Source organism: Kribbella sp. NPDC056951 (assembly GCF_042674205.1).
GTDB lineage: Bacteria > Actinomycetota > Actinomycetes > Propionibacteriales > Kribbellaceae > Kribbella > Kribbella yunnanensis.
This window is the reverse complement of record NZ_JBHUQZ010000001.1, coordinates 1,263,749-1,283,928: the sequence shown is the minus strand read 5'-3', so window position 1 is coordinate 1,283,928 and position 20,180 is coordinate 1,263,749. Positions and strand designations below refer to the sequence as shown.

Here is a 20,180-nt window from a genome sequence, read left to right as displayed (position 1 = left end):
TGCCGGGCACGGCGACACGCATATACGTCCTGTCCGTCGGAGGATCAACCGACCCGCGGCGTCCGTCGTGGGCGGTCGCGGTCGGGAACGACATGTGGTCGTCGGGTCCGGCAGGCTCGGTCACGCGTGCGGGCTGGCGCGGGATCGCGTTCGGTGGGACTACTAGGTGTCCTTGGCGACGAGACGAGGGGCGCGGGGTGCGGGTGGTTGGCGGTCAGACCCACTTGCCGAGGTGAGTGGATGGGTGGACCGCGGTCAGCCGGTGACGCTCCCCTCGGCCACAGTTCCTCGCCGAACGCATTGGGCGGAACCGCATGGGGCGGTTGCGCCGGAGGCGCCAAAGGGCTGTCGCCGCCGGAGGCGGTGTCCTTTCTCGCCAGGTATCCCACCGATCCCGCGAACGACAGGACGTATAACCCACCAACCACCCCGCCCCGCTCACCACCGCCTGCCGGGCACGGCGACACGCATATACGTCCTGTCCGTCGGAGGATCAACCGACCCGCGGCGTCCGTCGTGGGCGGTCGCGGTCGGGAACGACATGAGGTGGTCGGGTCCGGCGGGCTCGGTCACGCTTGGGACCACGTGCGAGATCGCGTTCTGCGGGACTACCACGTGTCCTTGGCGACGAGACGAACTGGCGACCACCTGACCGCAGCCGGCCGCCAGCACGTCCGCAACCGAGGTTGACGCCAACACTTCCCATCACCACAGTTCCTCGCCGAACGCATTCGGCGGAACCGCATGAGGCGGTTGCGCCGGAGGCGCCTCGAGGCTGTCGCCGCCGGAGGCGGTGTCGTTTCTCGCCGGAGGCGACTGGAAGTTCCGGAACCGGGGAGGGGGTGTGCATGCGCATTCCGGCGCGTAGGGTCGCGGAGAGTAAGCGCTTTCCGGGATGATGGTGGGAGGAATTTGTGAGGCGAAGTGTTGGGGTGGGTGTGACGGTGGTGGCTTTGGGGGTGGGGCTGCTTACTGGTGGGGCGCCGGCTAGTGCGGGGCGGGTGGTGGTGAGCGGGACGTATTCGAGTGGGTCGGCGCAGCAGTGGCAGGCGTTGCCTTCGGCGTACGTGGGGAACGATCGGGGTACGACGCCGGACGCGACCGTGGTGGTTGATCCGAGCACGTTGCGGCAGAAGTACAGCGGGGTGGGGTTTTCGCTGGACGAGACCAGTGTTTCGAACCTGTGGAAGCTCACGCCGACTGAGCGGGATCGGGCGATTCGGTTGCTGGCGGATCCGAAGAGTGGGGCTGGGTTCGATCGGTTCCGGTTGACGATCGGGAGTCCGGATCTGATCGAGCATCTGCCGTTCTGGTCGTACGACGAGCTCCCGGCGGGTGTGACCGAGGACTTCGGGCTCAAGTATTTTTCGATCAAGCGCGACCTGGACACGCACATCGTCGAAACCGCCAAGCTGATTCAGCGCTACAACCCGAAGGCGACGTTCTTCGCTTCGGCGTGGAGTGCGCCGGCCTGGATGAAGACGAACAACCGGTTCACCGGTGAGGTTGCGCTCAAGCCGGGCAGTACGTCGTATTACCAGGTGGGCAAGCTTCGCGACGACTGTATCGACGTCTTCGCGCAGTACTACGTGAAGTACATCCAGGCGTTCGCCAAGCACGGCATCAACGTCGACGCGCTCACGTTGCTCAACGAGCCCGGCATCGACGTCGTCTACCCGGCGATGGATATCAGCGTCGAGCAGCAGCAGAAGCTGGCCGTCGCGATCAAGCGGGAGGTACGGCGGGCTGGGCTGCGGACCGAGCTCTATGTCCACGACTTCAATTTCTGGGACTGGCGCGACCCGAACAGCACCGCGACCAAGAACTACTACCGGATCTTCAACGACCCGGCCACCAAGAAGGCAAGTGACGCGATCGCCTTCCACCCGTACTGGGGTGATCCGACCGTCATGCGGGACGCCTACGAGCAGACCGGCAAGCCGGTACACATGACCGAGACCAGCAACCTGTCACCTGACACGATTCTCAGCTACTTCCGGCTGGACGCGTCGTCGTACGTGATGTGGGCGCAGACGACCGATCAGGACGGCGGCACGCTGCACTGGACGCCGGCGCGGGACAACAACATCGACTGGGCCGAGGTCGGTCGCACCACCAAGTGGCCGAACCGGCTGGTCAAGGTCGACACCACCGCTCGCACTTTCACAGTCCGGGACGAGCTGTACGCGATGGGCCAGTTCGCCAAGTACCTCGGCCCGGAGCACACCCGCGTCGAGTCGAGTACGACGACCAACGGGATCAGCAACGTGGTCTTCAAGGATCGCGGCGACAACTTCGTCGCGATCGTCGGCAACGCGAACGCCACGTCGAGCCAGGTCCGGGTGTCGATGGCCGGAAAGACGTTCACCGTCACGGTTCCCGCGAAGTCGTTCGCGACCTACCGCTGGCACGGCGAGGTCCCGTCGCAGCACGGAAACCACGCGCCCGTGCTGAACGACGTACCGGATGTCGTCGCCGACCAGTACGGCGCCACTCAGGTTCAGCTCGCGGCGACGGATCGGGATCGGGACAAGCTCGCGTATTACGCGACCGAGCTTCCGGCCGGTGTCAGCCTGGATGCGCAGACCGGTCTGCTCACGCTCCGCCCGACCGTCGCCGGCGCGCAGACCGTGAAGGTTCGCGTCACCGACGGTGCTGCCAAGGACGAGGTGACGATCAACGTCACCGTGAGACCGCACGGTACGCCGGTCGGTCAGAACATCGAGGCGGAGTCGTACGTCGCGCAGAGCGGCTGGACGGATGGCGGCGCGAACTTCGTCGAGTCGAACCCGTCGGCCAGTGGCGGTAAGAACGTCGGCTGGACCGACACCGGCAAGTGGTTGCAGTACCGCGTCGACCTGACCAAGGCGGCCACCTACAACCTCGAGTTGCGGGTGGCCAACGGCACCGGCGCAACCGCCCCGGATGCAATCTCGATCCGGGACGCAGCAGGCGCCGTACTGGCGAAGGTCTCGGTGCCGGCCACCGGCGGCTGGGCGACCTACCAGTCGATCAGCACTCAGGTGACACTGCCGGCCGGCGACCAGAACATCACCGTCTTCTGCGAGAGCGGTGGCTTCAACCTCGACTACTTGAAGCTCACCGAATGACCGAGGCGGGGAGGGACCGGCGGGGTCCCTCCCCCCTCTTCACCGAAAACTAGTTCCAGGGGTCGAACGGGATCCCGCTCGGCTTGGACGCGTTCAGCAGGTTGCGGAAGCGATCGTCCTTGTCGGTGATCTTGATGGTGGCCGACCCGAAGTTGGCGTTCATCAACGTCGTGCGCAGGTTGGTGTTCGGCCAGCCGTCGTAGCCGACGAGCGGCGGGTAACGCCAGTTGTGGTAGTGGTTCTCGGGCGGTTCGTCGTTGCTGTTGGCGAGCCGGTAGAAGTGCGTGCTGGCTCCGTCTTTGTGGTAAACGATCTTCGGGTGCGTGCCGTCGAACCGCACCTGTGAGCGCGGGTAGGTGACCTGACTCGAGTGCTGCGTCGTGGTCACGAACTCGACCTGGTTGGACGACTGGTTGATCCAGGAAATGACGTGCTCGAAGTCGTGCCGGTGACCGCCGAGGCCGCTGCCGGCCACGGCCTGGTCCTTCTCGAAGTAGCCGGCGTACACGACGGCACACCAGCCGTTGTTGCACTTCGAGCGTGAGTAGGTCTGGGAGTTGTCGAGGTCGGACTGGTCGCGGCAGTTGCCATTGACCGCGCCGGTCGTGTTGAGGCCCGGATTCAAGGTGCCGTCGGCACCGATCGCCGGGACCTGGTAGCACCCGTCACCGTCGTAGTCGAAGGCGGGTGAGAAGGATTGTTCGTAGCCGTTCGCGTTCTGCGGGAGACTCGGTGGCGGCGCTGCGTACGCCGCGACTGTCGTCGCCACCAGCAATGTCGCCGTACCGATCGCGATCCCGGCGACTCGTCGGCGGGCGCGGGCATGATCTGTCATGGTCGCTCCTTGGGGCGGAAGGACAACGCTCCCGACGATGACAGATCAGCCGCTTGTTCGTACATAGTTCACCGTCGAAAGAATGGCCGAACTTCAGGCATACGCGTCGAACGGGATGCCACTCGGTTTGGACACGTTGAGCAGGTAACGGAAGCTGTCGCCGTTGTCCCTGATCTTGATGGTGGCCGACCCGAAGTCGGCATTCATCAAGGTGTCCCGCAGACCGGTGTTCGGCCAGCCGTCCCAGCCGACGATCGGTGGATAACGCCAGTTGTGGTAGTGATTCTCCGGCGGTTCGTCGCCGGCGTTGGCGATCCGGAAGAAGTGCGTACCGGCGCCGTCCTTGTGGAAGACGACCTTCGGGTGACTACCGTCGAACCGGACCTGTGAGCGCGGGTAGGTGACCTGGCTCGAGTGCTGCGTCGTGGTCACGTACTCGACCTGGTTGGACGACTGGTTGATCCACGAGATCACGTGCTCGAAGTCGTGCCGGTGACCGCCGAGGCCGCTGCCGTCGACCGCCTGATCCTTTTCGAAGTAGCTCGCATAGACGACCGCACACCAACCGTTGTTGCACTTCGAGCGGGCATAGGTCTGCGAGTTGTCGAGGTCGGACTGGTCATGGCAGTTGCCGTTCACGGCACCGGTCGTGTTCAGGCCGGGATTGAGGGTCCCGGACGGGCTGATCGCGGCGACCGGATAACACCCGTCACCGTCGTAGTCGTAGGCGGGCGAGAAGGACTGCTCGTAGCCGTTCGCGTTCTGCGGCAACGTCGGAAGCTGATCGGCGTAGGCCGTGGCCGCGGTGCTCACCAGAAGCATCGCGGTCACCGCCAGTACGCCGAGGATCCGGCGCGGACTGCGGGAGTCGGGGGGAAGCGGATCTGTCATGGTCGCTCCTTCAGGCGGATGACAACGCCGTCGAACCGTGACAGATCCACCCCGGTCTGGTAAATACTTCACACGATAAAGTTTTCTAGAAACCCGAGTTTCCCGAACCCCGGTTGAGAACGAAGCCGGCGGTGTTGTTCAGGCCGCCCGATGGCGTGCCGCTGACCGTCACGTAGCTGAAGGAACCACTACCGGCGACCTGTACGTCGATGCCGTAGGTGCCGGTGTTCTGCACCTTGACGTGATCGAAGGTGATGTTGCTGACCGTCTTCTGCCAGGACATCAGGATGCCTTGATAGGTGCTGTCGATGATGTCGACGTCCTTGATCAGGATCGGTGCCGTGATCTCGCGGGCTTCGGCGTAGAGCCACAGCCCGCCCTGACTGCTGTTCCAGTCGGTGTTGAAACCACCGGCGCGGGTGATCGTGTTGCGCTGGACAACCGTCGTACCGCCGAACGGTTGCGCCGAATGCCAAGTGCTCAAAGTGATCCCGGATGCCGTGTACACCGTGTCGGACAACAGGTTGTCCTCGATCCGGTTGTTCACGCCGCCGTAGATCGCGGCCGTGTTGGCGAGGGCCGGAAGAGTTGCGGTGTTGAAGGTGAACGCACAGTCGGAGACGGCACTGTTGAAAGACCACATCGCCATCGCGTCGTCACCGGTGTTGCGGAAGACGCTTTGGTCGACACGGGCGTTGCGGACCGGGCTGCCGTCGCCGCTGAAGGTGTTCAGGTTCAGGCCGTCGGCGAACTGGTCGCGGATCCGGACGCCGACGATATAGAGCCCATCGGTCCCGCTGTTGGCCCAGATGCCGGTCTTCGAGTGCTCGATCCAGACGTTGTGGATCAACGATCCGGTACCGAAGTTGCCTTCGATCGCCGAGTCCGTCGTCACCTGGCCGTCGGGATCGCGGTACCGGACATCACCGGCGAAGGTGAAGTCGGCGAGCTGCACATTGCTGCCGGTGGCGAACAGCCCGCCACGGCCGGCGTTGCCGCGGATCGTCGAGTACCACATGCCGGCGCCGCGCACGGTGACGTTGTCGACGTTCACCCGCGCCGTCAGATCGAACGTGCCGGACGGGATCCACAGTGTCTTGCCGGCCGACTTCGCCGCGCTGATCGCCGAGTTGAACGCAGCCGTGTCATCACCGCCACCCGACACCGCCCCGTACGCCGTCAAATCAACTGAGTTCGCGGGTACGACGTACGCCGGCGCGACGACCTCGGTGTCGATCAGGTCGATCGTGATCGGCGTGGACGTGTCGTTCTGCAGTCGGAGGACAGTTCCAGCCGGGTACGACGGGAGCGTCGTACGGGCCTCGTCGTAGAAGCGGTGCCCGCCGCCGAGACCGGGGTCATTGGGGAACGGGTAGTTGCCATAGACCCAGCTGTACGCCGAGGTCAGCTGCAGGTCCTTGACCTTCGAACCGCCGGTATAGATCCCGAGTGGGGCGGTGATCCCGGTGCCGGCCGCGTTGTCGGGGATCGAGTAGCGGACGACGAGCGAATTGGTCGGCTTGGTGAGGGTGAAGTCGACGTACTTGCCGGCGTTGTCGAGCCGGACCGCGCGACGGCCGGAGGACTCGGAGGCGACGGTCCGGTACGTGCGGTCTGGGCCGATCGTGACGCCGTTCATGCTGGCGTTCTCCGCTTCGTATTCGGTGTACGGCACGGTGGCTCCGCGGGTGGCGAGGTTCGCGGAGCCGGTGACTGCGAGGTCGTCGAGCTCGACGTTGCCGCTGTCGCCGGTGTCGTACTGGTAGCCGATGAGGTTGAGGCCGGCGCGGAGTGTCAACGACTGCGTGACGGTCGCCCAGCCAGTGGTTGCGGGGAGGGAGAGCTGGGCGGCTTTGACGCCGTTCGCATAGGTGCTGAGGGTCTTGGTGCTGCCGGTGGAGTTGTTGTAGCGAAGGGTCGTGGTCGCCGCGCCTGCTGCGGTGACGTTGACGGTACGGATCGCGCGGGCGCCGACTGTGGCGAATCCGGTGATATAGCCGGTGCCGGCGTACCCGGCGATTGAGGTAGCGGCCGTGGCGCCGCCGGACAGGAAGGCGTTCTCGAGGGCAGGGCCGCCGGAGGGCGGTGGTTCGGTCGCGTCGGTGACCGTGAGGCTGTCCAGGTTGACGTTGCCCGAGTCGGTGCTATCGAAGCGGTAGGCGATGTTGTTGCTACCAGCAACCAGCGTGACAGACTCGGGGGCGGTTCCCCAGGTATCCCAGTTCGCCGTCGCGGGAAGGGTGATTTGGCGCAATCTGGTCCCCGCGACGTAAAGAGACAGCGTCATGGCGGTGCCGGTGCCGTTCGCGTAGCGCAGGGTGAGGGTCTTGAGGCCGGCAGTTGCAGGAACGGTGAAGGTGGTGGCGGCGGTGCCTTTGGTGGCGTCGGTGTAGCCGCCTACGAAGCCGGTGCCGGTGTAGCCGGGGTGGTCCGATTGGGCGACCGCTCCACCAGAGAGGGCCGCCGATTCGGCTTCGTGGACACCGTCCGCCGGGGCGGGTGCGCTGTCGACCACGACGCGATCCAGGTTCACGTTGCCGGAGTCGGTGGTGTCGAAGCGGTAGGAGATGGTGTTGTTGCCGGCGGCCAAGGTGACGGACTCGACTGTGGTACCCCACGTGTCCCAGTTGGCGGTGGGAGGCAAGGTGAGCTGCCGGAGCCTCGTGGCGCCGAGATAGAGCGAGAGGGTTTTGGGTGAGCCGGTTCCGTTGGCGTAGCGGAGGGTGAGGGTTGATGGTCCGGCGGTCGCGGAGACGGACAAACCGATGGCGGCGGTGCCTTTGTTGGGGTCGGTGAAGCCGCCGATGAAGCCGGTGCCGGAGTAGCCGGCGTGGTTGGTTTCGACTACGGCGCCGCCGGAGCGGGTGCTGTTCTCTAGTTCGTAGGTGGTGGGGGCCGCGGTGGCGGGGAGGGTGAGCAGAGTGAGGAGGAGGGTGAGAGCGGAGAGGAGTGCGAGGCGGGGTCTGGACATGGCGGGGCCGTTCTTCTGGGCGGGCGGGATGTGGGCTGGGTCAGCCCTTGACTGCACCCTGGAGGGCGCCGGTCTTGAGGAAGAAACGTTGGAAGACTGCGAACAGCACCACCGGGATCACCGTGGAGATGGCCAGCGCGGCGAGGAAGACGTCGAGTTCAACGAAGCGTTGCAGCGCTGGCAGCCGGACCGACAGCGGTTGCAGGTCGGGGTCCGGGAGGACGAGCATCGGCCAGAGGAAGTCCTTCCAGGCGGCGATGATCGCGAAGACCGAGACCACGCCGAGGATCGGGCGGGACATCGGCAGTACCACCGACCAGAACAGCCGGAACGGACCGGCGCCGTCCACGCGCGCCGCCTCGAACACCTCCCGAGGCAGGTTGTCGAAGAAACGCTGGACCAGCAGGATGTTGAAGGCATTCGCGCCGGCCGGCAACCACACCGCCCAGAACGAGTTGATCAACGATGCCTTCAGCAACGGTGGGTCGACGATGGTGAGGTAGAGCGGTACGAGCAATACGACCGACGGGACGAACAGGGTCGCCAGCACGACGCCGGTGATCACCTTCCCATACCGCGGCCGCAGTACCGACAGGGCGAAGCCTGCCGTCGTTGCCACCAGCAACTGCACCAACCAGGAACCACCCGCGAGGACGACCGTGTTCAGGAAGTACTTGTCCACCTCAACGCGGGTCCAGGCGGTAGCGAGGTTGGCCCAATCCATGCCGTGCGGCCAGAGCGCGAGCGGCGACCGCAGGGTGTCCTGGGTCGGCGTGATCGCCGCCTTCGCAAGCCAGAGCATCGGGCCGAGCCCGATCACGAACAACGACACCAGCAGTACGGCGTGCAACCCGCGGGTCGTCCGACGGATGCCCGGGCGCAGCCACTCACTGGGTGACAGGATTCCGCGACTCATGACTTGCTCCAACCACGCGTCAGCCGGAAGTACACCGCGGACAGCAGACCGAGCACGAGCGCCAGCATGATGCTCAACGCGGTCGCCATCCCGTACTGCCCGCCCAGGCTGTTCGCGAAGGCATAGTCGTAGATCAGCAGCAACAGGGTGGTGGTCGAGTTCGCCGGGCCGCCGCCGGTGAACAAGAACGGCTCCAGGAACACCTGCGCCGTACCGACGATCTGCAGGATGAACGTGATCAGCAGGATCCCGCGCAGCTGCGGCAGCGTGACGTGCCAGATCTTCCGCCAGATCGAAGCGCGGTCGATCTCGGCGGCCTCATACAGCTCTGTCGACACCCCGGTCAGTGCGGCCAGGTAGATGATCACCGTGCCACCTGCCGCGGCCCAGGTGGCCTCCAGCACCAGCGACGGCATCGCGATCGCCGAATCCTGCAGCCAAGCGACCGGACCCAGACCGACCGCCCCGAGGATCGTGTTGAAGACCCCGTTCGGCCCAGCGTCATAGAAGAACTTCCACAGCAGTACGGCGACCACCGGCGGAATGACGACCGGCAGATACGCCAGTGCGCTGTACAACCCCTTGAACCGGCGGACCTCGCTCATCACCACCGCTGCGAGCAACGGCACCGGGTAGCCGAACAACAGTGCGAGAAACGCGAAGTACAAGGTGTTCTTGATCGCCGTCCAGAGCAGTGGATCAGCCAGGACATCCCGGAAGTTCTGCAGCCCGACGAAGGTGGACGGCGTGACCAGGTTGGTCTCCTGGAAGCTCATCAGGACCGCCCGCCCGATCGGGATCCAGGAGAAGATCCCGAAGACGAGCAGGAGTGGGAGCAGGAAGACGAGCGTGCTGAGCCCACCACGAGTCCGCATCGATCAGTTCCGGTCCAGCAGCGCCTGGGCTTCGGCGTCGGCCTTCTTCAGCAGGTCCGCGATATCCGCGTCCTTGTTGGTCAGCACCGACTGCACCACCGGATCCAGCAGCTTGTAGACCTCCTGGGTCGACCGCACCGGCTCGGTCACCAACTGCTGGTCGAACATCTTGTCGGTGTAGGGCTTGAACTGCTCCAGCGGTACGTTCACGTACTGCTTCACCCAGCCGAGAGACTCGTCGTACGTCGCCCGGTCGAACACCGGCAGTTGCGGAGCGCCGACCGGCTGCTTCGAGGCTGCCGTCGTCTTCGCGTCCAGCGCGGCCGCGTCCTTGTTGGTGAGCTTGTCCAGGTAGAAGAAGTCGATCCACTTCACCGCGGCCGTTTTCACCGCCTCGTTGGCCTTGGCGCTGACCGTGGCCAGCGTCCCACCACCCAGTACGCCGGCCTCCGGCTTACCGGCGAGCGGAAGCACAGTGACGCCGTACTCGGCCGGCTTCAACGCGTTCTGCGTGACCAGCGAGCCGTAGTTGCCGCCGCCGGAGACGTACATGCCGACCTGGCCGGAAGCGAACGCCTGGTTGATGCCGCCCCAGTCGTAGAGGAAGTTCGAGCCCATGCTGTTGTCGGTCCAGCGCAGATCCTTCAGCCACTGCAGGACCGCGGTCAGCTCCGGGGTGTCCAGTTCCGCAGTCGCCTTGTCACCCTCGATCTTCTCGGTGCGGCCGCCGTACGCGTAGTCCAGCGTGGTGAGGATCCAGCCGCCAGTGTTGTCCGTGGTCAGCTGCGCATAGCCGGCCTTTCCGGTTTTGTCGGCGATCTGCTTGGCCGCGGCCCGTACGTCGTCCCACGTGGCCGGCGGCTTGTCCGGATCGAGCCCGGCCTGCTTGAACAGCGTCCGGTTGTAGTGCAGGGCTTGCCCGTACGCCGCGATCGGGACGGCCCACATCTTGCCGTCCTCCGCCTGTCCGGCCTTGGCCACGTTCGCGTTGAACTTGGTTGCGTACGGCAAGCTCGCGACCAGCCCGCTGATATCGGCGATCTGCTTGCGCTCGATCAGGCCGCGGCCGTCGGTGAACGGCACCGTGAACACGTCGGGCAGTGTGCCACCGGCTAGCTGGGCGGTGAAGGTCGTGGCGGTCCAGTTGTACTCCTGCGGCGCGATGTCGATCCCCGGATTCGCCTTCTCGAACTGGGCGACTCGCTCGTCGAACGCGGCGATCGCGCCCTTGTCGAGACCGGGATCCCGGGCGACCTTGAGCGTCACCGGGCCGTCGGCCTTGGGTTCGTCGGCGGAACATGCGGTCAGGGCAGCAGCCAGGGCGAGTACCACGGCAATCGTCTTCATGGTCATTCTCCTTGCAGCCGCACCCAGGCGGCAGTGTCAGTGGGCAGATCGCCCGTCAGGGGAGCGCTGGCGAGCAGCACGGTGGAGCCTTCCGGTAGCGGCCTCGATGCGCCGAAGTTGACCAGGCAGAGCACGTCGCCGCGAGTAAAGGCGAGCAGGTCCTCGCCATCCAGGGGATGCCAAGCGAAATCCATGGAGAGGTTCTTGCGTTCGGCAAGCATCGAGCGATAGAGCGTGAGCATCGATTCGGGATCGCCATCCTGGGCCTCGACCGAGCGAGAGCCCCAGTTCGCCGGTTGCGGCAGCCATGGGCCGAAGCCGTGCGAGTTGAACCCGAAAGTCGAGCCAATCGTTGTCCAGGGCAATGGAACCCGGCAACCATCACGGCCGGGATCGACACCTTCGGAGCGGTAGAAGATCGGGTCCTGCAGGGCGGCGGTCGGAAGGTCTTCCACTTCGGGGAGACCAAGCTCGTCGCCTTGGTAGATGTAGAGCGAGCCGGGCAGTGCGCCGGTGAGCAACGCCGCAGCGCGCGCCCGACGGTTGCCTAGCGCAAGGTCAGTCGGTACGCCGAAACGCTTGGTGTCGAAGGCGAATGACGTGTCCTCACGGCCGTAGCGCGTGACCGGGCGAGTCACATCGTGGTTCGACAGCACCCAGGTGGCCGGCGCATCGACGGGTGCATGTGCGGAGAGCGTCGTACGGATGGAGTCTCGCAGCGCGGCCGCGTCCCACGGGCGACCCATCAGGTCGAAGTTGAAGGCAGTGTGCAGTTCGTCGGGCCGCAGGTAGCGGGCGAATCGCTCCGGATCCGCGAGCCAGATCTCGCCGACCAGCATCCGCGGCGGATCGTAGGAGTCGGCGACCGTGCGCCAGCCGGCGTAGATCTCGTGCAGGCCGTCGCGATCGACGTACGGGTGGGTTGCGGTGGCGCCGAGGTCGGGGAGCGATGGGTCCTTGACCGGCATGGTCGCGCTGTCGATGCGAACCCCGGCGACCCCGCGGTCGAACCAGAACCGCAGTACCTCTTCGTGCTCCCGCCGTACGTCGGGATGGTTCCAGTTCAGGTCGGGTTGTTCGGGGGTGAATAGGTGCAGGTACCACTCGCCCGGCGTACCGTCCGGGTTCTTGGTGCGGGTCCAGGTCTCACCGGAGAAGCTGGAGATCCAGTTCGTCGGCAGTTCCTCTCCGGAGCGGAACCAGAACCGCTCGCGTTCCGGCGAACCGGGGCCGGCGGCGAGCGCGGCCTTGAACCACTCGTGCTCGCTGGAGACGTGGTTCGGGACGATGTCGACGATCGTGCGGATGCCCAGGGCGGCGGCGTCCGCGATGAGCCGCTCGGCCTCCGCCACGGTCCCGAAGGCGGGATCGATGGTGCGGTAGTCGGCCACGTCGTACCCGCCGTCGGCCAGTGGGGACAGATACCACGGGGTGAACCAGAGGGCGTCGACGCCGAGGTCGCGCAGGTAGCTCAGGCGTGATCGGACGCCGGCCAGATCGCCGGTCCCGTCACCGTTCCCGTCCGCGAAACTGCGCGGATAGACCTGGTAGATCACCGCGTCCCGCCACCACTGATCCATCCTCGGAACCCTTCGTTTATGATAGGTTTAGCGCTCCACCTTCACCGGAAGGTAATCTCCGGGAAACGAAACTGTCAACAGTTCGAGGGAGGCCGCGTGCGGGTCACGCTGAAGGACATCGCGGACGAGGCCGGCGTCAGCATCATGACGGTCTCGAACGTCGTGAACGGCAATCGCGCCCGGGTCTCGGCCGAGACGATCGAGCGGATCCAGCGCATCGTCGCTGCCCGCGGCTACGTGCCGAGCGCGTCGGCGCGCAGTCTGGCCGCGAAGTCGTCGCGGATGATCGGCCTGCTGGTCCCGGCCGCGGACGAGGACAGCTTGATGATCAGCCCGCACAACGTCGCGATCCTCGGCCAGATCGAGCGACAACTGCGCAAGAGCGGGTACCACCTGCTGCTCCGCGGGATCGCGCAGCCGAGTGAGGTCGGCGAGGCACTGAAGTCGTGGAGCCTCGACGGCGCTGTCCTGCTGGGCTTTCTCGACGAGGACGTCGACCGCCTGACCCCAGGTGCGGTCGGGAATGTCTCGCTGCTCGCCGTCGACAGCTACTCGGACAATCCCCTCACGACCGGCGTCCGCTCCGACGACTACACCGGCGCGTTACTCGCCGCCCGCCACCTGATCGGCCTCGGCCACCGCGAGATCGTCTTCGCCGGTCCGGCGTTCACCGGCGCCGGTGTCGTCCACCAGCGGTACGCCGGCTTCCGCGCCGCATTCACCGAGGCCGACCTGACCTGGACCGAGCGCGTGATCACCGTGGAGACCACGACGCACAGCACCGGTCGCGACCTCGGTCGCCGGATCCCCACCGAGCACCCCGAGGCCACCGCGGTCTTCGCCACCGCCGACATCCTCGCCATCGGCATCATGGAAGGCCTGACCGACACAGGGCACGCCGTACCGGAAGCTCTCTCGGTCATCGGTTTCGACAACCTCGACCTCAGCGAGTACGTCACCCCCAAACTCACCACGGTCGCCCAAGACATCCCCCAGAAAGCCGCCCTCGCAGTCGAACGCCTCCTAGCCACAATCGAAAAACACGAGCACCCCGACTCCCCCATCACCCTCGACGTCCAGCTGATCGAACGGGCGTCGACCGGCCCGGCCCGCTAATCCCACCCCCACCCGCCCGCCGACCTGGCGTCCAGCCGTCCACTACTCGGGGGTGCGGAGCCCCCACGGTGGGCGTGAACAAGAAATGACCTGTTCAACCCCACCACGTCCTGTTCAAACCCCCGGTTGTTGGCTCGGCCCGGGCAGCAGGCCTCAACCACCGCGACGGATCACCCAACAGGCCGCCCCATCCCTCGACAGCAACCCAAGCCCGGAAGCCCAGGCGACGTTCACCTCTGCTCGCCGACCTCGCCAAGCAGCCCAGCCCCAGACCCGGCCAGCCACACCTCCTCTGTAGAACCGGCCGCAGCGGCGAGCAACCACCGCCGTAGGTCCCCGGCCACATCCGAGCGAAACCCCAGCCCGCCCCGCCGTACAAACCAGAAGGTGGGTGCACCCACCAAATGGGAGGTTCCCACCCCGGAGTTTGGTGGGGGAACCTCCCAGCGGATGGGTGCACCCACCAAATGCGGTCGGGGGCGGGGCGGGGGCTGGTGCGGGGGTGGGGAGGTTAGCGGGTGACGCGGTCTATGCGGAGGCCGTGGCGGTCGAAGAGGTAGACGCGGCTCATGTCGACGGCGAAGCTGACCTGGTCGCCGGGGACGTGCGGGGTGCTCGAGTGGAGCTCGACGACCAGGTCGGCTCGGCGGTGGGTGGGGGCTGAGGTTTCGGGGAGCGCTGCGCGGGCCTGGTCGCGGCGGTGCAGGATGCCGGAGCGCTTGGTGGCGCGGGCGGCTCGGCGCCAGAAGGAACGGCGTGAGTGGTTGGAGATGCGCTCGGGTTTGCGGCGGCCGACGAGGTCGGGGTTGACCATGTCGATGCCGGTTTCGACGTACGCGATCCACTGGTGACCGTGGTACTCCAGGGTGCGCAGTCGGCCGGATACGCGGTTCGGTTGGGCCTCGCCGTCGAGGGTGAGCGCGTCGCTGCGGACGCCGATCACGATCTCCTCACCGCCCCGGCGGAGCAGGAGCGTCGTACGGCGATCGTCCGGGGCGAGGTGGAGCGCCTGGCCGCCGCCGAGCACGAGGCTGACGCGGCCGCCTTCGGCTCGGACTGAGCTGGACAGGAGGTTGATTCGCGGGGTGCCGAGGAACCCGGCGACGAAGGCGGTGGCCGGGTCGTCGAAGACCTCGGCCGGCGTGCCGACGTCCTCCAGGCGGCCGTCGCGCATGACGGCGATCCGGTCGGCGAGGGTGAGCGCCTCGACCTGGTCGTGGGTGACGTAGACGGTGGTGATGCCCATGTCGCGGGTCATCGCGCCGATCTCCTGGCGGAGCTCGGTGCGCATCGCGGCGTCCAGGTTCGACAGCGGTTCGTCCATCAGGAACGCCGAGGGCTGCCGGACGATCGCTCGCCCGATCGCGACCCGCTGCCGCTGCCCGCCCGACAGCGTCTGCGGGAGGCGGTCCAGGGTCTGCTGGATCCCGAGCACCCCGGCCAACTGGTGGGCCTTCTCGTTGGCCTCTTCAGGCTTCTCCCCGGCCATCTGCAGCGGGAAGGTGATGTTCCCGCGGACCGTCCGGTTCGGGTACAGGGCGCCACTCTGGAAGACCATCGCGACCCCGCGGTCGCGGGCACCGATCCGGTTGGCGAACACCTCGTTGAAGTACAGCTCCCCGGCGGTGATCTCCTCCAGCCCGGCCATCATCCGCAGGACCGTCGACTTCCCGCACCCCGACGGCCCGAGCAGGACCATGAACTCACCGTCCGCCACGTCCAGGGAAAACTTGCTCACGGCAAAGTGTTCCCCGTCGTACGACTTCGAGATCGAGTCGAGTCGGATCGAACTCATCGACGTACTCCCAGGTGGGGCGGCAACTTAACGGGGGCCTAACGTATAGCCGAGCCTCCACCCACTGTCCAGGGCAAAGCAAGCGATTCACCGCGACCACTCCGCTACGCAACGGAGTCGGGACATTCCGTAGATATTCGGCCCGGGACGGCCGACAGTTGTCCGGACCTTCCGCTGTCCCGCCAGATAGATGCTTCAGGCAAGCAACCGGGCGCCTCCGTCAGCCGCGGCGGTGCAGGCGGAAAGCGCTCCGGAATGAATCGAGGACGTAGCTCGGGAAGCGGAGGCCCTGCCGCTCCGCCCAGAGCATCTCGAGCTCGACCTGGCCGACCTGCTGCGCGTACTTCTGGATGCCGATGTCACCCTCGGCGGTGATGCCGAGCGCCTCCATCACGCCACCGAACTCGGTCCGCTGGCGCTTGTTGTAGGCGCCGACGACCTCGAAGGACTGTTTGCGGAGCAGCCGGGTCAGCCACTTCTGCCAGGGAGCCATCTCGTCCCACAGGCCGCGGGCGGCGATCTTGTAGTAGGCGAAGTGACCCGGCTCCTGGCGGCGGATCGGCGCGATGATCGTCGACGCGACCGCCTTCTCACCGAGATCCAGCAGGCCCTTGTGCAGCAGGTTGTAGGCCAGAATCGCGGACTTCTCGGTGGCGACGCCGGTCAGGTAGTAGAGCATCCGGCTGATGTCCTGGATCACCGGCAGATGCGCGAGCGCGCCGAGGAAGCGCAGCTGGAACGAGATCTTGTCGACGTTCGGCGCCGAGACCGGCAGACCGGCCAGGGTCTGCAAGCGGTCCAGCAACAGACCGTGATGGATCTCCTGCGGCGACCAGACCTCGGCGTAGAAGAGCTTGTCGACCGGCGGCGGGTCCGGGAGCAGCAGGTTCAGCTCCAGGACATTGCGCTCGACCTCCAGCTCGACGCGGGTCATGTAAGCGACCACGCCACCAAACCTGCTGGCCAACAGGTCTGGTCTTTTCATGCTGAAATCCGCACTGTCCAACGGGATCGGCGGATGCTCCTCGCCGAGTCGCTCGACATGCTCGAACAGCCGTGCCTCGACCGACTCGTCCCGGCGCGGACGCCGGTACCGCACGCGTGATGTCTCCGCGGCGGTCATCGGGTGTCATCCTCTTGCCAGCCGCAACTTCGCTTGTCCCGGCCTACCACCACCACGACGGATCCCCACCCCTTCGGGCCACAGCTATTGGTCGGTCAACGACTTGTCCGTCCAGGCTAACCGCGCCCGGTCCGGGATCTGCCACCGTTTACGGAGAAACCTCGTGTGGCCTTGACCTCACGAGGCGGCGCCGGTACCCGCAAAAGCAGCCACCTTCAGAGTACCGGCTCCCCCGGACAGAATCCTGTGCTCCGCGTTGTCCGGACAGTCCGGACGCCGCCCTTTCGGGAAGGTCCCAGTCTGCAAACGGCGTACCGGAAGGTCTTGCGTTGTTCCGACGGGCTATCGCATCCTGGCGGGGCTCACGGGGGCGTGAGGATTGAGTGGGCTGGGGGCTTTGTTTCTATGCGTTTTTCCGCCGATGCGCTGCGGCGCGTGCTGGCTGTGATCTGTGTGTCACTGCTGGTGCCGTTGGTGGCGACAGGATCGGCGCGGGCCGTGGCCGCGCCGAGTGGTTTCACCGAGCAGACCGTGTTCGACGGGTTGAGCAATCCGACGAACGCGGCCTTTTCGCCTGACGGCCGGGTGTTCGTGGCCGAGAAGAGCGGGCTGATCAAGGTCTTCGACTCGCTCGACGACCCGACGGCGAGTGTTTTCGCCGACCTGCGGACCGAGGTGCACAACTTCTGGGACCGCGGTCTGCTCGGGCTTGCCCTGCATCCGGACTTCCCGGCCGATCCGCGGATCTACGTGCTCTACACACATGACGCGCTGATCGGCGGCCAGGCGCCCAAGTGGGGTACGGCGAATGCCACCGACGACCCGTGTCCGTCCCCGCCCGGGCCGACCAGCGACGGTTGTCAGGTCAGCGCCCGGCTCGCCGTACTCACGCAGACCGGTTCGACGGTCTCCGAGCAGGTGCTGGTCGAGGACTGGTGCCAGGTCTTCCCCAGCCACTCGATCGGCACGATCGAGTTCGGCCCGGACGGCATGCTGTACGCCGGCGGCGGTGACGGCGCGAGCTTCACCTACGCCGACTACGGCCAGGACGGTTTCCCCTCTTCGGACGCGACTCCCGACAACGCTTGCGGCGACGGCACCGCGCCGGTCGGTGCGACGCTCACGTCACCGACCGCCGAGGGTGGAGCATTGCGTGCGCAGGACCTGCGTACGCCCGCCGACCCAGCGACGCTGGACGGCTCGATCATCCGCATCAACCCCGACACAGGCCAGGCCGCGGCCGGCAACCCGCTCGCGTCGAGCGCCGATCTGAACGCCCGCCGGATCGTCGCCCAGGGCCTGCGGAACCCGATGCGGTTCACCTTCCGCCCGGGCACCAACGAACTCTGGGCCGGCGATGTCGGCTACGCGACCTGGGAGGAGATCAACCGGATCGCCGTACCGACCGCCGGTGTCTCGAACTTCGGCTGGCCTTGTTACGAAGGGCCCAACCGCCTCAACTCCTTCGACGCCGCCAACCTGAACATCTGCGAGGGCCTGTACGCCGCCGGCCCGGCCGCCGTCTCCGCGCCGTACTACGCCTATAACCACTCGGCGCATGTCACGCCCACCGAGACGTGTTCGGTCGGCAGTTCGTCGATCTCCGGACTCGCGTTCTATGCCGGCGGCAACTATCCGGCCGAGTACGACGGCGCGTTGTTCTTCAGCGATTACAGCCGCCGGTGTGTCTGGGCGATGCTGCCCGGGACCAACGGCCTGCCGGATCCGGCGAACATCATTCAATTCGCTTCCGGCTTCGGGGCTACCCGTCTTGTCACCGGTCCGGCCGGGGATCTGTTCGCAGTTGACTACGACAACGGCGCGATCAAGCGCTATGTCTACAGCGCAACGAACAACCCGCCGACCGCGGTGATCCAGTCCGATCGGACCAGTGGCGATGCCCCGCTCTTGGTGAAGTTCGACGGGACCGCCTCCAGCGATGCGGACAACGATTCGCTCAGCTATGCCTGGGATCTGGACGGCGACGGCCAGTACGACGACTCCACGGCCGCCACGCCGCAGTTCACCTATCCGAGCAATGGGCCGAGGGCCGTTCGGCTGAGGGTGAGCGATGGCAACGGCGGTACGGCGACGACGTCGACGCAGATCAATGTCGGCAACACGGCACCGACCGCATCGATTACCTCGCCCGGACCCGCGACCACCTGGAAAGTCGGCGACACGATCTCGTTCTCCGGCTCGGCCAGTGATCCGGAACAGGGCTCTTTGCCCGGGTCCTCGTTGAAGTGGTCGCTGAACATGCATCACTGTCCGAGCGACTGCCACGTGCACCAGATCACCTCGATGAACGGATCAAGCGGCTCGTTCGCAGCACCGGATCACGAGTACCCGTCGTACCTGGAACTGAAGCTGACCGCGACGGATGCCGGTGGTCTGACCGATGTGAAGAGCGTGCGGCTCGACCCGAAGACGACCAAGCTCAACTTCGCGACCCAGCCATCCGGGCTGCAGGTGACGTACTTGGACAAGAAGCTGAAGGCTCCGGCGACCGAGACAGCGATCACCGGGTCTGGTGGTTCGGTGTCGGCGGATCCGGTCCAGGTGGTTGGGACCGGTCTGCACAAGTTCGCGTCCTGGTCCGACGGTGGGGCGCGGAACCACAACTTCGTTGCGCCAGATGCACCGGCCACCTACACGGCGACGTACGTGCCGAAACGCAACCTGGCACTGAACCGTCCGGTCACGACCTCGAGTGTCTACGGCAATCGGCCGGGTTCGCTCGCGGTGGACGGCAAGGGTACGACGTTCTGGTCGAGCAACCGCAGCGATCCGCAGTGGCTGCGTATCGACCTCGGCCGGGTGCAGGTCGTCAACCGGGTGCTGCTGAATTGGCTCTCGACGTCGTACGCGAAGTCGTACCAGATCCAGGTCCTGGAGAGCGGCCGCACGTGGCGAACCGTCTACTCGACCACCACCGGCGACGGCTACACCGACAGCCTCGGGTTCACCTCGAGCCGAGCCCGCTTCGTGCAAATCAACATCACCGCCCGAGGCGTAGCCGGCAGCTACAACGGCCTGTGGGAAATGGGCGTCTACACCGACGAAGGCGACATCACCGGCCTAGCCGGCAAATGCGCCGACGTAGCAGGCTCCCAAACCGCCGACGGCACCACCGTCCAGCTCTACACCTGCAACGGCACCACAGCCCAACGTTGGCTGGTCCTGGACACCGGCGTCATCCGCTCATCCCTAGGCAAATGCCTAGACGCCCGTGGCACCGCCGCCGGAACCCCAGCCGTCCTCTGGACCTGCGACTCGACGACTCCCGGCCAACGCTGGACCCCAAGAGCCGACGGCACCCTCCTGAACGTCCACTCCGGTCTCTGCCTGGAACCCCTGAACGCCCAAAGCACCGACCGAACCAAACTAGTCATCAACCCCTGCACAGCAGCCACCGCCCAAAAGTTCGCGCTGCCGTAGCCCGGGCAGAACTCGACCGCAAGTGGCCGACTAAAAAGCGGTGTGGCTGGGCCGGGCGGATGGCTGGGCGGGATTCCCCAAACCCCAGCAACCGAAGGCGAAACCCACGTTCGCCTCCGGGAGGGAGTTGCGGGGAGCCCTTCGGGCCGCGAGGGGCGGTGTGGGGTGAATCTTGGGCCG

The 20,180-nt window shown here is 66.1% G+C and carries 12 protein-coding genes; 3 read left to right on the top strand and 9 right to left on the bottom strand.

Features of this window, described 5'->3' with window-relative positions:
- The first annotated feature begins 914 nt into the window (after positions 1-914).
- Positions 915-3,110, top strand: coding sequence for a carbohydrate-binding protein (locus ACFTSF_RS06030; protein WP_380152723.1), 2,196 nt, complete (start codon positions 915-917; stop codon positions 3,108-3,110).
- 49 nt (positions 3,111-3,159) lie between these two features.
- Here ACFTSF_RS06030 and ACFTSF_RS06025 read toward each other — a convergent pair whose 3' ends face one another.
- The 7 genes from ACFTSF_RS06025 to ACFTSF_RS05995 all read right to left on the bottom strand — a co-directional run bounded on the left by ACFTSF_RS06025 (position 3,160) and on the right by ACFTSF_RS05995 (position 12,525).
- The gene (locus ACFTSF_RS06025; RefSeq protein WP_380152722.1) at positions 3,160-3,945 is read right to left on the bottom strand and encodes an NPP1 family protein; all 786 of its coding nucleotides are present in this window, start codon (positions 3,943-3,945) and stop codon (positions 3,160-3,162) included.
- 93 nt (positions 3,946-4,038) lie between these two features.
- Positions 4,039-4,836: an NPP1 family protein gene (locus ACFTSF_RS06020; RefSeq protein WP_380152721.1), complete on the bottom strand. Its 798-nt coding sequence runs from the start codon at positions 4,834-4,836 to the stop codon at positions 4,039-4,041.
- 85 nt (positions 4,837-4,921) lie between these two features.
- On the bottom strand, positions 4,922-7,807 hold the full coding sequence (locus ACFTSF_RS06015) for a CBM35 domain-containing protein (protein WP_380152720.1): 2,886 nt from the start codon (positions 7,805-7,807) through the stop codon (positions 4,922-4,924).
- Between the two features lie 40 nt (positions 7,808-7,847).
- Positions 7,848-8,723 (bottom strand): carbohydrate ABC transporter permease, encoded by an 876-nt coding sequence (locus ACFTSF_RS06010; RefSeq protein WP_380152719.1) that lies wholly within the window; start codon positions 8,721-8,723, stop codon positions 7,848-7,850.
- Positions 8,720-9,598 carry a carbohydrate ABC transporter permease gene (locus tag ACFTSF_RS06005; RefSeq protein WP_380152718.1) on the bottom strand — a complete coding sequence of 293 codons (879 nt, stop codon included), beginning with the start codon at positions 9,596-9,598 and terminating at the stop codon, positions 8,720-8,722. The genes ACFTSF_RS06010 and ACFTSF_RS06005 overlap by 4 nt, the downstream gene beginning before the upstream one ends.
- A 3-nt stretch (positions 9,599-9,601) precedes the next feature.
- On the bottom strand, positions 9,602-10,945 hold the full coding sequence (locus ACFTSF_RS06000; RefSeq protein ID WP_380152717.1) for an ABC transporter substrate-binding protein: 1,344 nt from the start codon (positions 10,943-10,945) through the stop codon (positions 9,602-9,604).
- A 2-nt stretch (positions 10,946-10,947) separates the two neighbouring features.
- Positions 10,948-12,525 carry a glycoside hydrolase family 13 protein gene (locus tag ACFTSF_RS05995; protein ID WP_380152716.1) on the bottom strand — a complete coding sequence of 526 codons (1,578 nt, stop codon included), beginning with the start codon at positions 12,523-12,525 and terminating at the stop codon, positions 10,948-10,950.
- A gap of 96 nt (positions 12,526-12,621) precedes the next feature.
- Here ACFTSF_RS05995 and ACFTSF_RS05990 point away from each other — a divergent pair, with 96 nt between their 5' ends.
- Positions 12,622-13,641, top strand: coding sequence for a LacI family DNA-binding transcriptional regulator (locus ACFTSF_RS05990; protein WP_380152715.1), 1,020 nt, complete (start codon positions 12,622-12,624; stop codon positions 13,639-13,641).
- 511 nt (positions 13,642-14,152) lie between these two features.
- Here ACFTSF_RS05990 and ACFTSF_RS05985 read toward each other — a convergent pair.
- Both ACFTSF_RS05985 and ACFTSF_RS05980 read right to left on the bottom strand, forming a co-directional pair.
- Entirely contained in the window at positions 14,153-15,436 is a 1,284-nt protein-coding gene (locus ACFTSF_RS05985; protein ID WP_344159842.1) for an ABC transporter ATP-binding protein, read from the bottom strand.
- Between the two features lie 220 nt (positions 15,437-15,656).
- Positions 15,657-16,559, bottom strand: coding sequence for a GTP-binding protein LepA (locus tag ACFTSF_RS05980; RefSeq protein ID WP_344159839.1), 903 nt, complete (start codon positions 16,557-16,559; stop codon positions 15,657-15,659).
- 405 nt (positions 16,560-16,964) lie between these two features.
- Between ACFTSF_RS05980 and ACFTSF_RS05975 the strand changes: the two genes are divergently transcribed.
- The gene (locus ACFTSF_RS05975) at positions 16,965-20,000 is read left to right on the top strand and encodes a PQQ-dependent sugar dehydrogenase (protein WP_380152714.1); all 3,036 of its coding nucleotides are present in this window, start codon (positions 16,965-16,967) and stop codon (positions 19,998-20,000) included.
- Positions 20,001-20,180: the final 180 nt, after the last annotated feature.

Excerpts from the sequence above, each read along its gene's own strand:
- ACFTSF_RS06025 (WP_380152722.1), bottom strand. The coding sequence starts at position 3,945 with ATGACAGATCATGCCCGCGCCCGCCGACGAGTCGCCGGGATCGCGATC.
- ACFTSF_RS06020 (WP_380152721.1), bottom strand. The coding sequence starts at position 4,836 with ATGACAGATCCGCTTCCCCCCGACTCCCGCAGTCCGCGCCGGATCCTC.
- ACFTSF_RS06015 (WP_380152720.1), bottom strand. The coding sequence starts at position 7,807 with ATGTCCAGACCCCGCCTCGCACTCCTCTCCGCTCTCACCCTCCTCCTC.
- ACFTSF_RS06010 (WP_380152719.1), bottom strand. The coding sequence starts at position 8,723 with ATGAGTCGCGGAATCCTGTCACCCAGTGAGTGGCTGCGCCCGGGCATC.
- ACFTSF_RS06005 (WP_380152718.1), bottom strand. The coding sequence starts at position 9,598 with ATGCGGACTCGTGGTGGGCTCAGCACGCTCGTCTTCCTGCTCCCACTC.
- ACFTSF_RS06000 (WP_380152717.1), bottom strand. The coding sequence starts at position 10,945 with ATGAAGACGATTGCCGTGGTACTCGCCCTGGCTGCTGCCCTGACCGCA.
- ACFTSF_RS05995 (WP_380152716.1), bottom strand. The coding sequence starts at position 12,525 with ATGGATCAGTGGTGGCGGGACGCGGTGATCTACCAGGTCTATCCGCGC.
- ACFTSF_RS05985 (WP_344159842.1), bottom strand. The coding sequence starts at position 15,436 with ATGAGTTCGATCCGACTCGACTCGATCTCGAAGTCGTACGACGGGGAA.
- ACFTSF_RS05980 (WP_344159839.1), bottom strand. The coding sequence starts at position 16,559 with ATGACCGCCGCGGAGACATCACGCGTGCGGTACCGGCGTCCGCGCCGG.
- ACFTSF_RS05975 (WP_380152714.1), top strand. The coding sequence starts at position 16,965 with ATGCGTTTTTCCGCCGATGCGCTGCGGCGCGTGCTGGCTGTGATCTGT.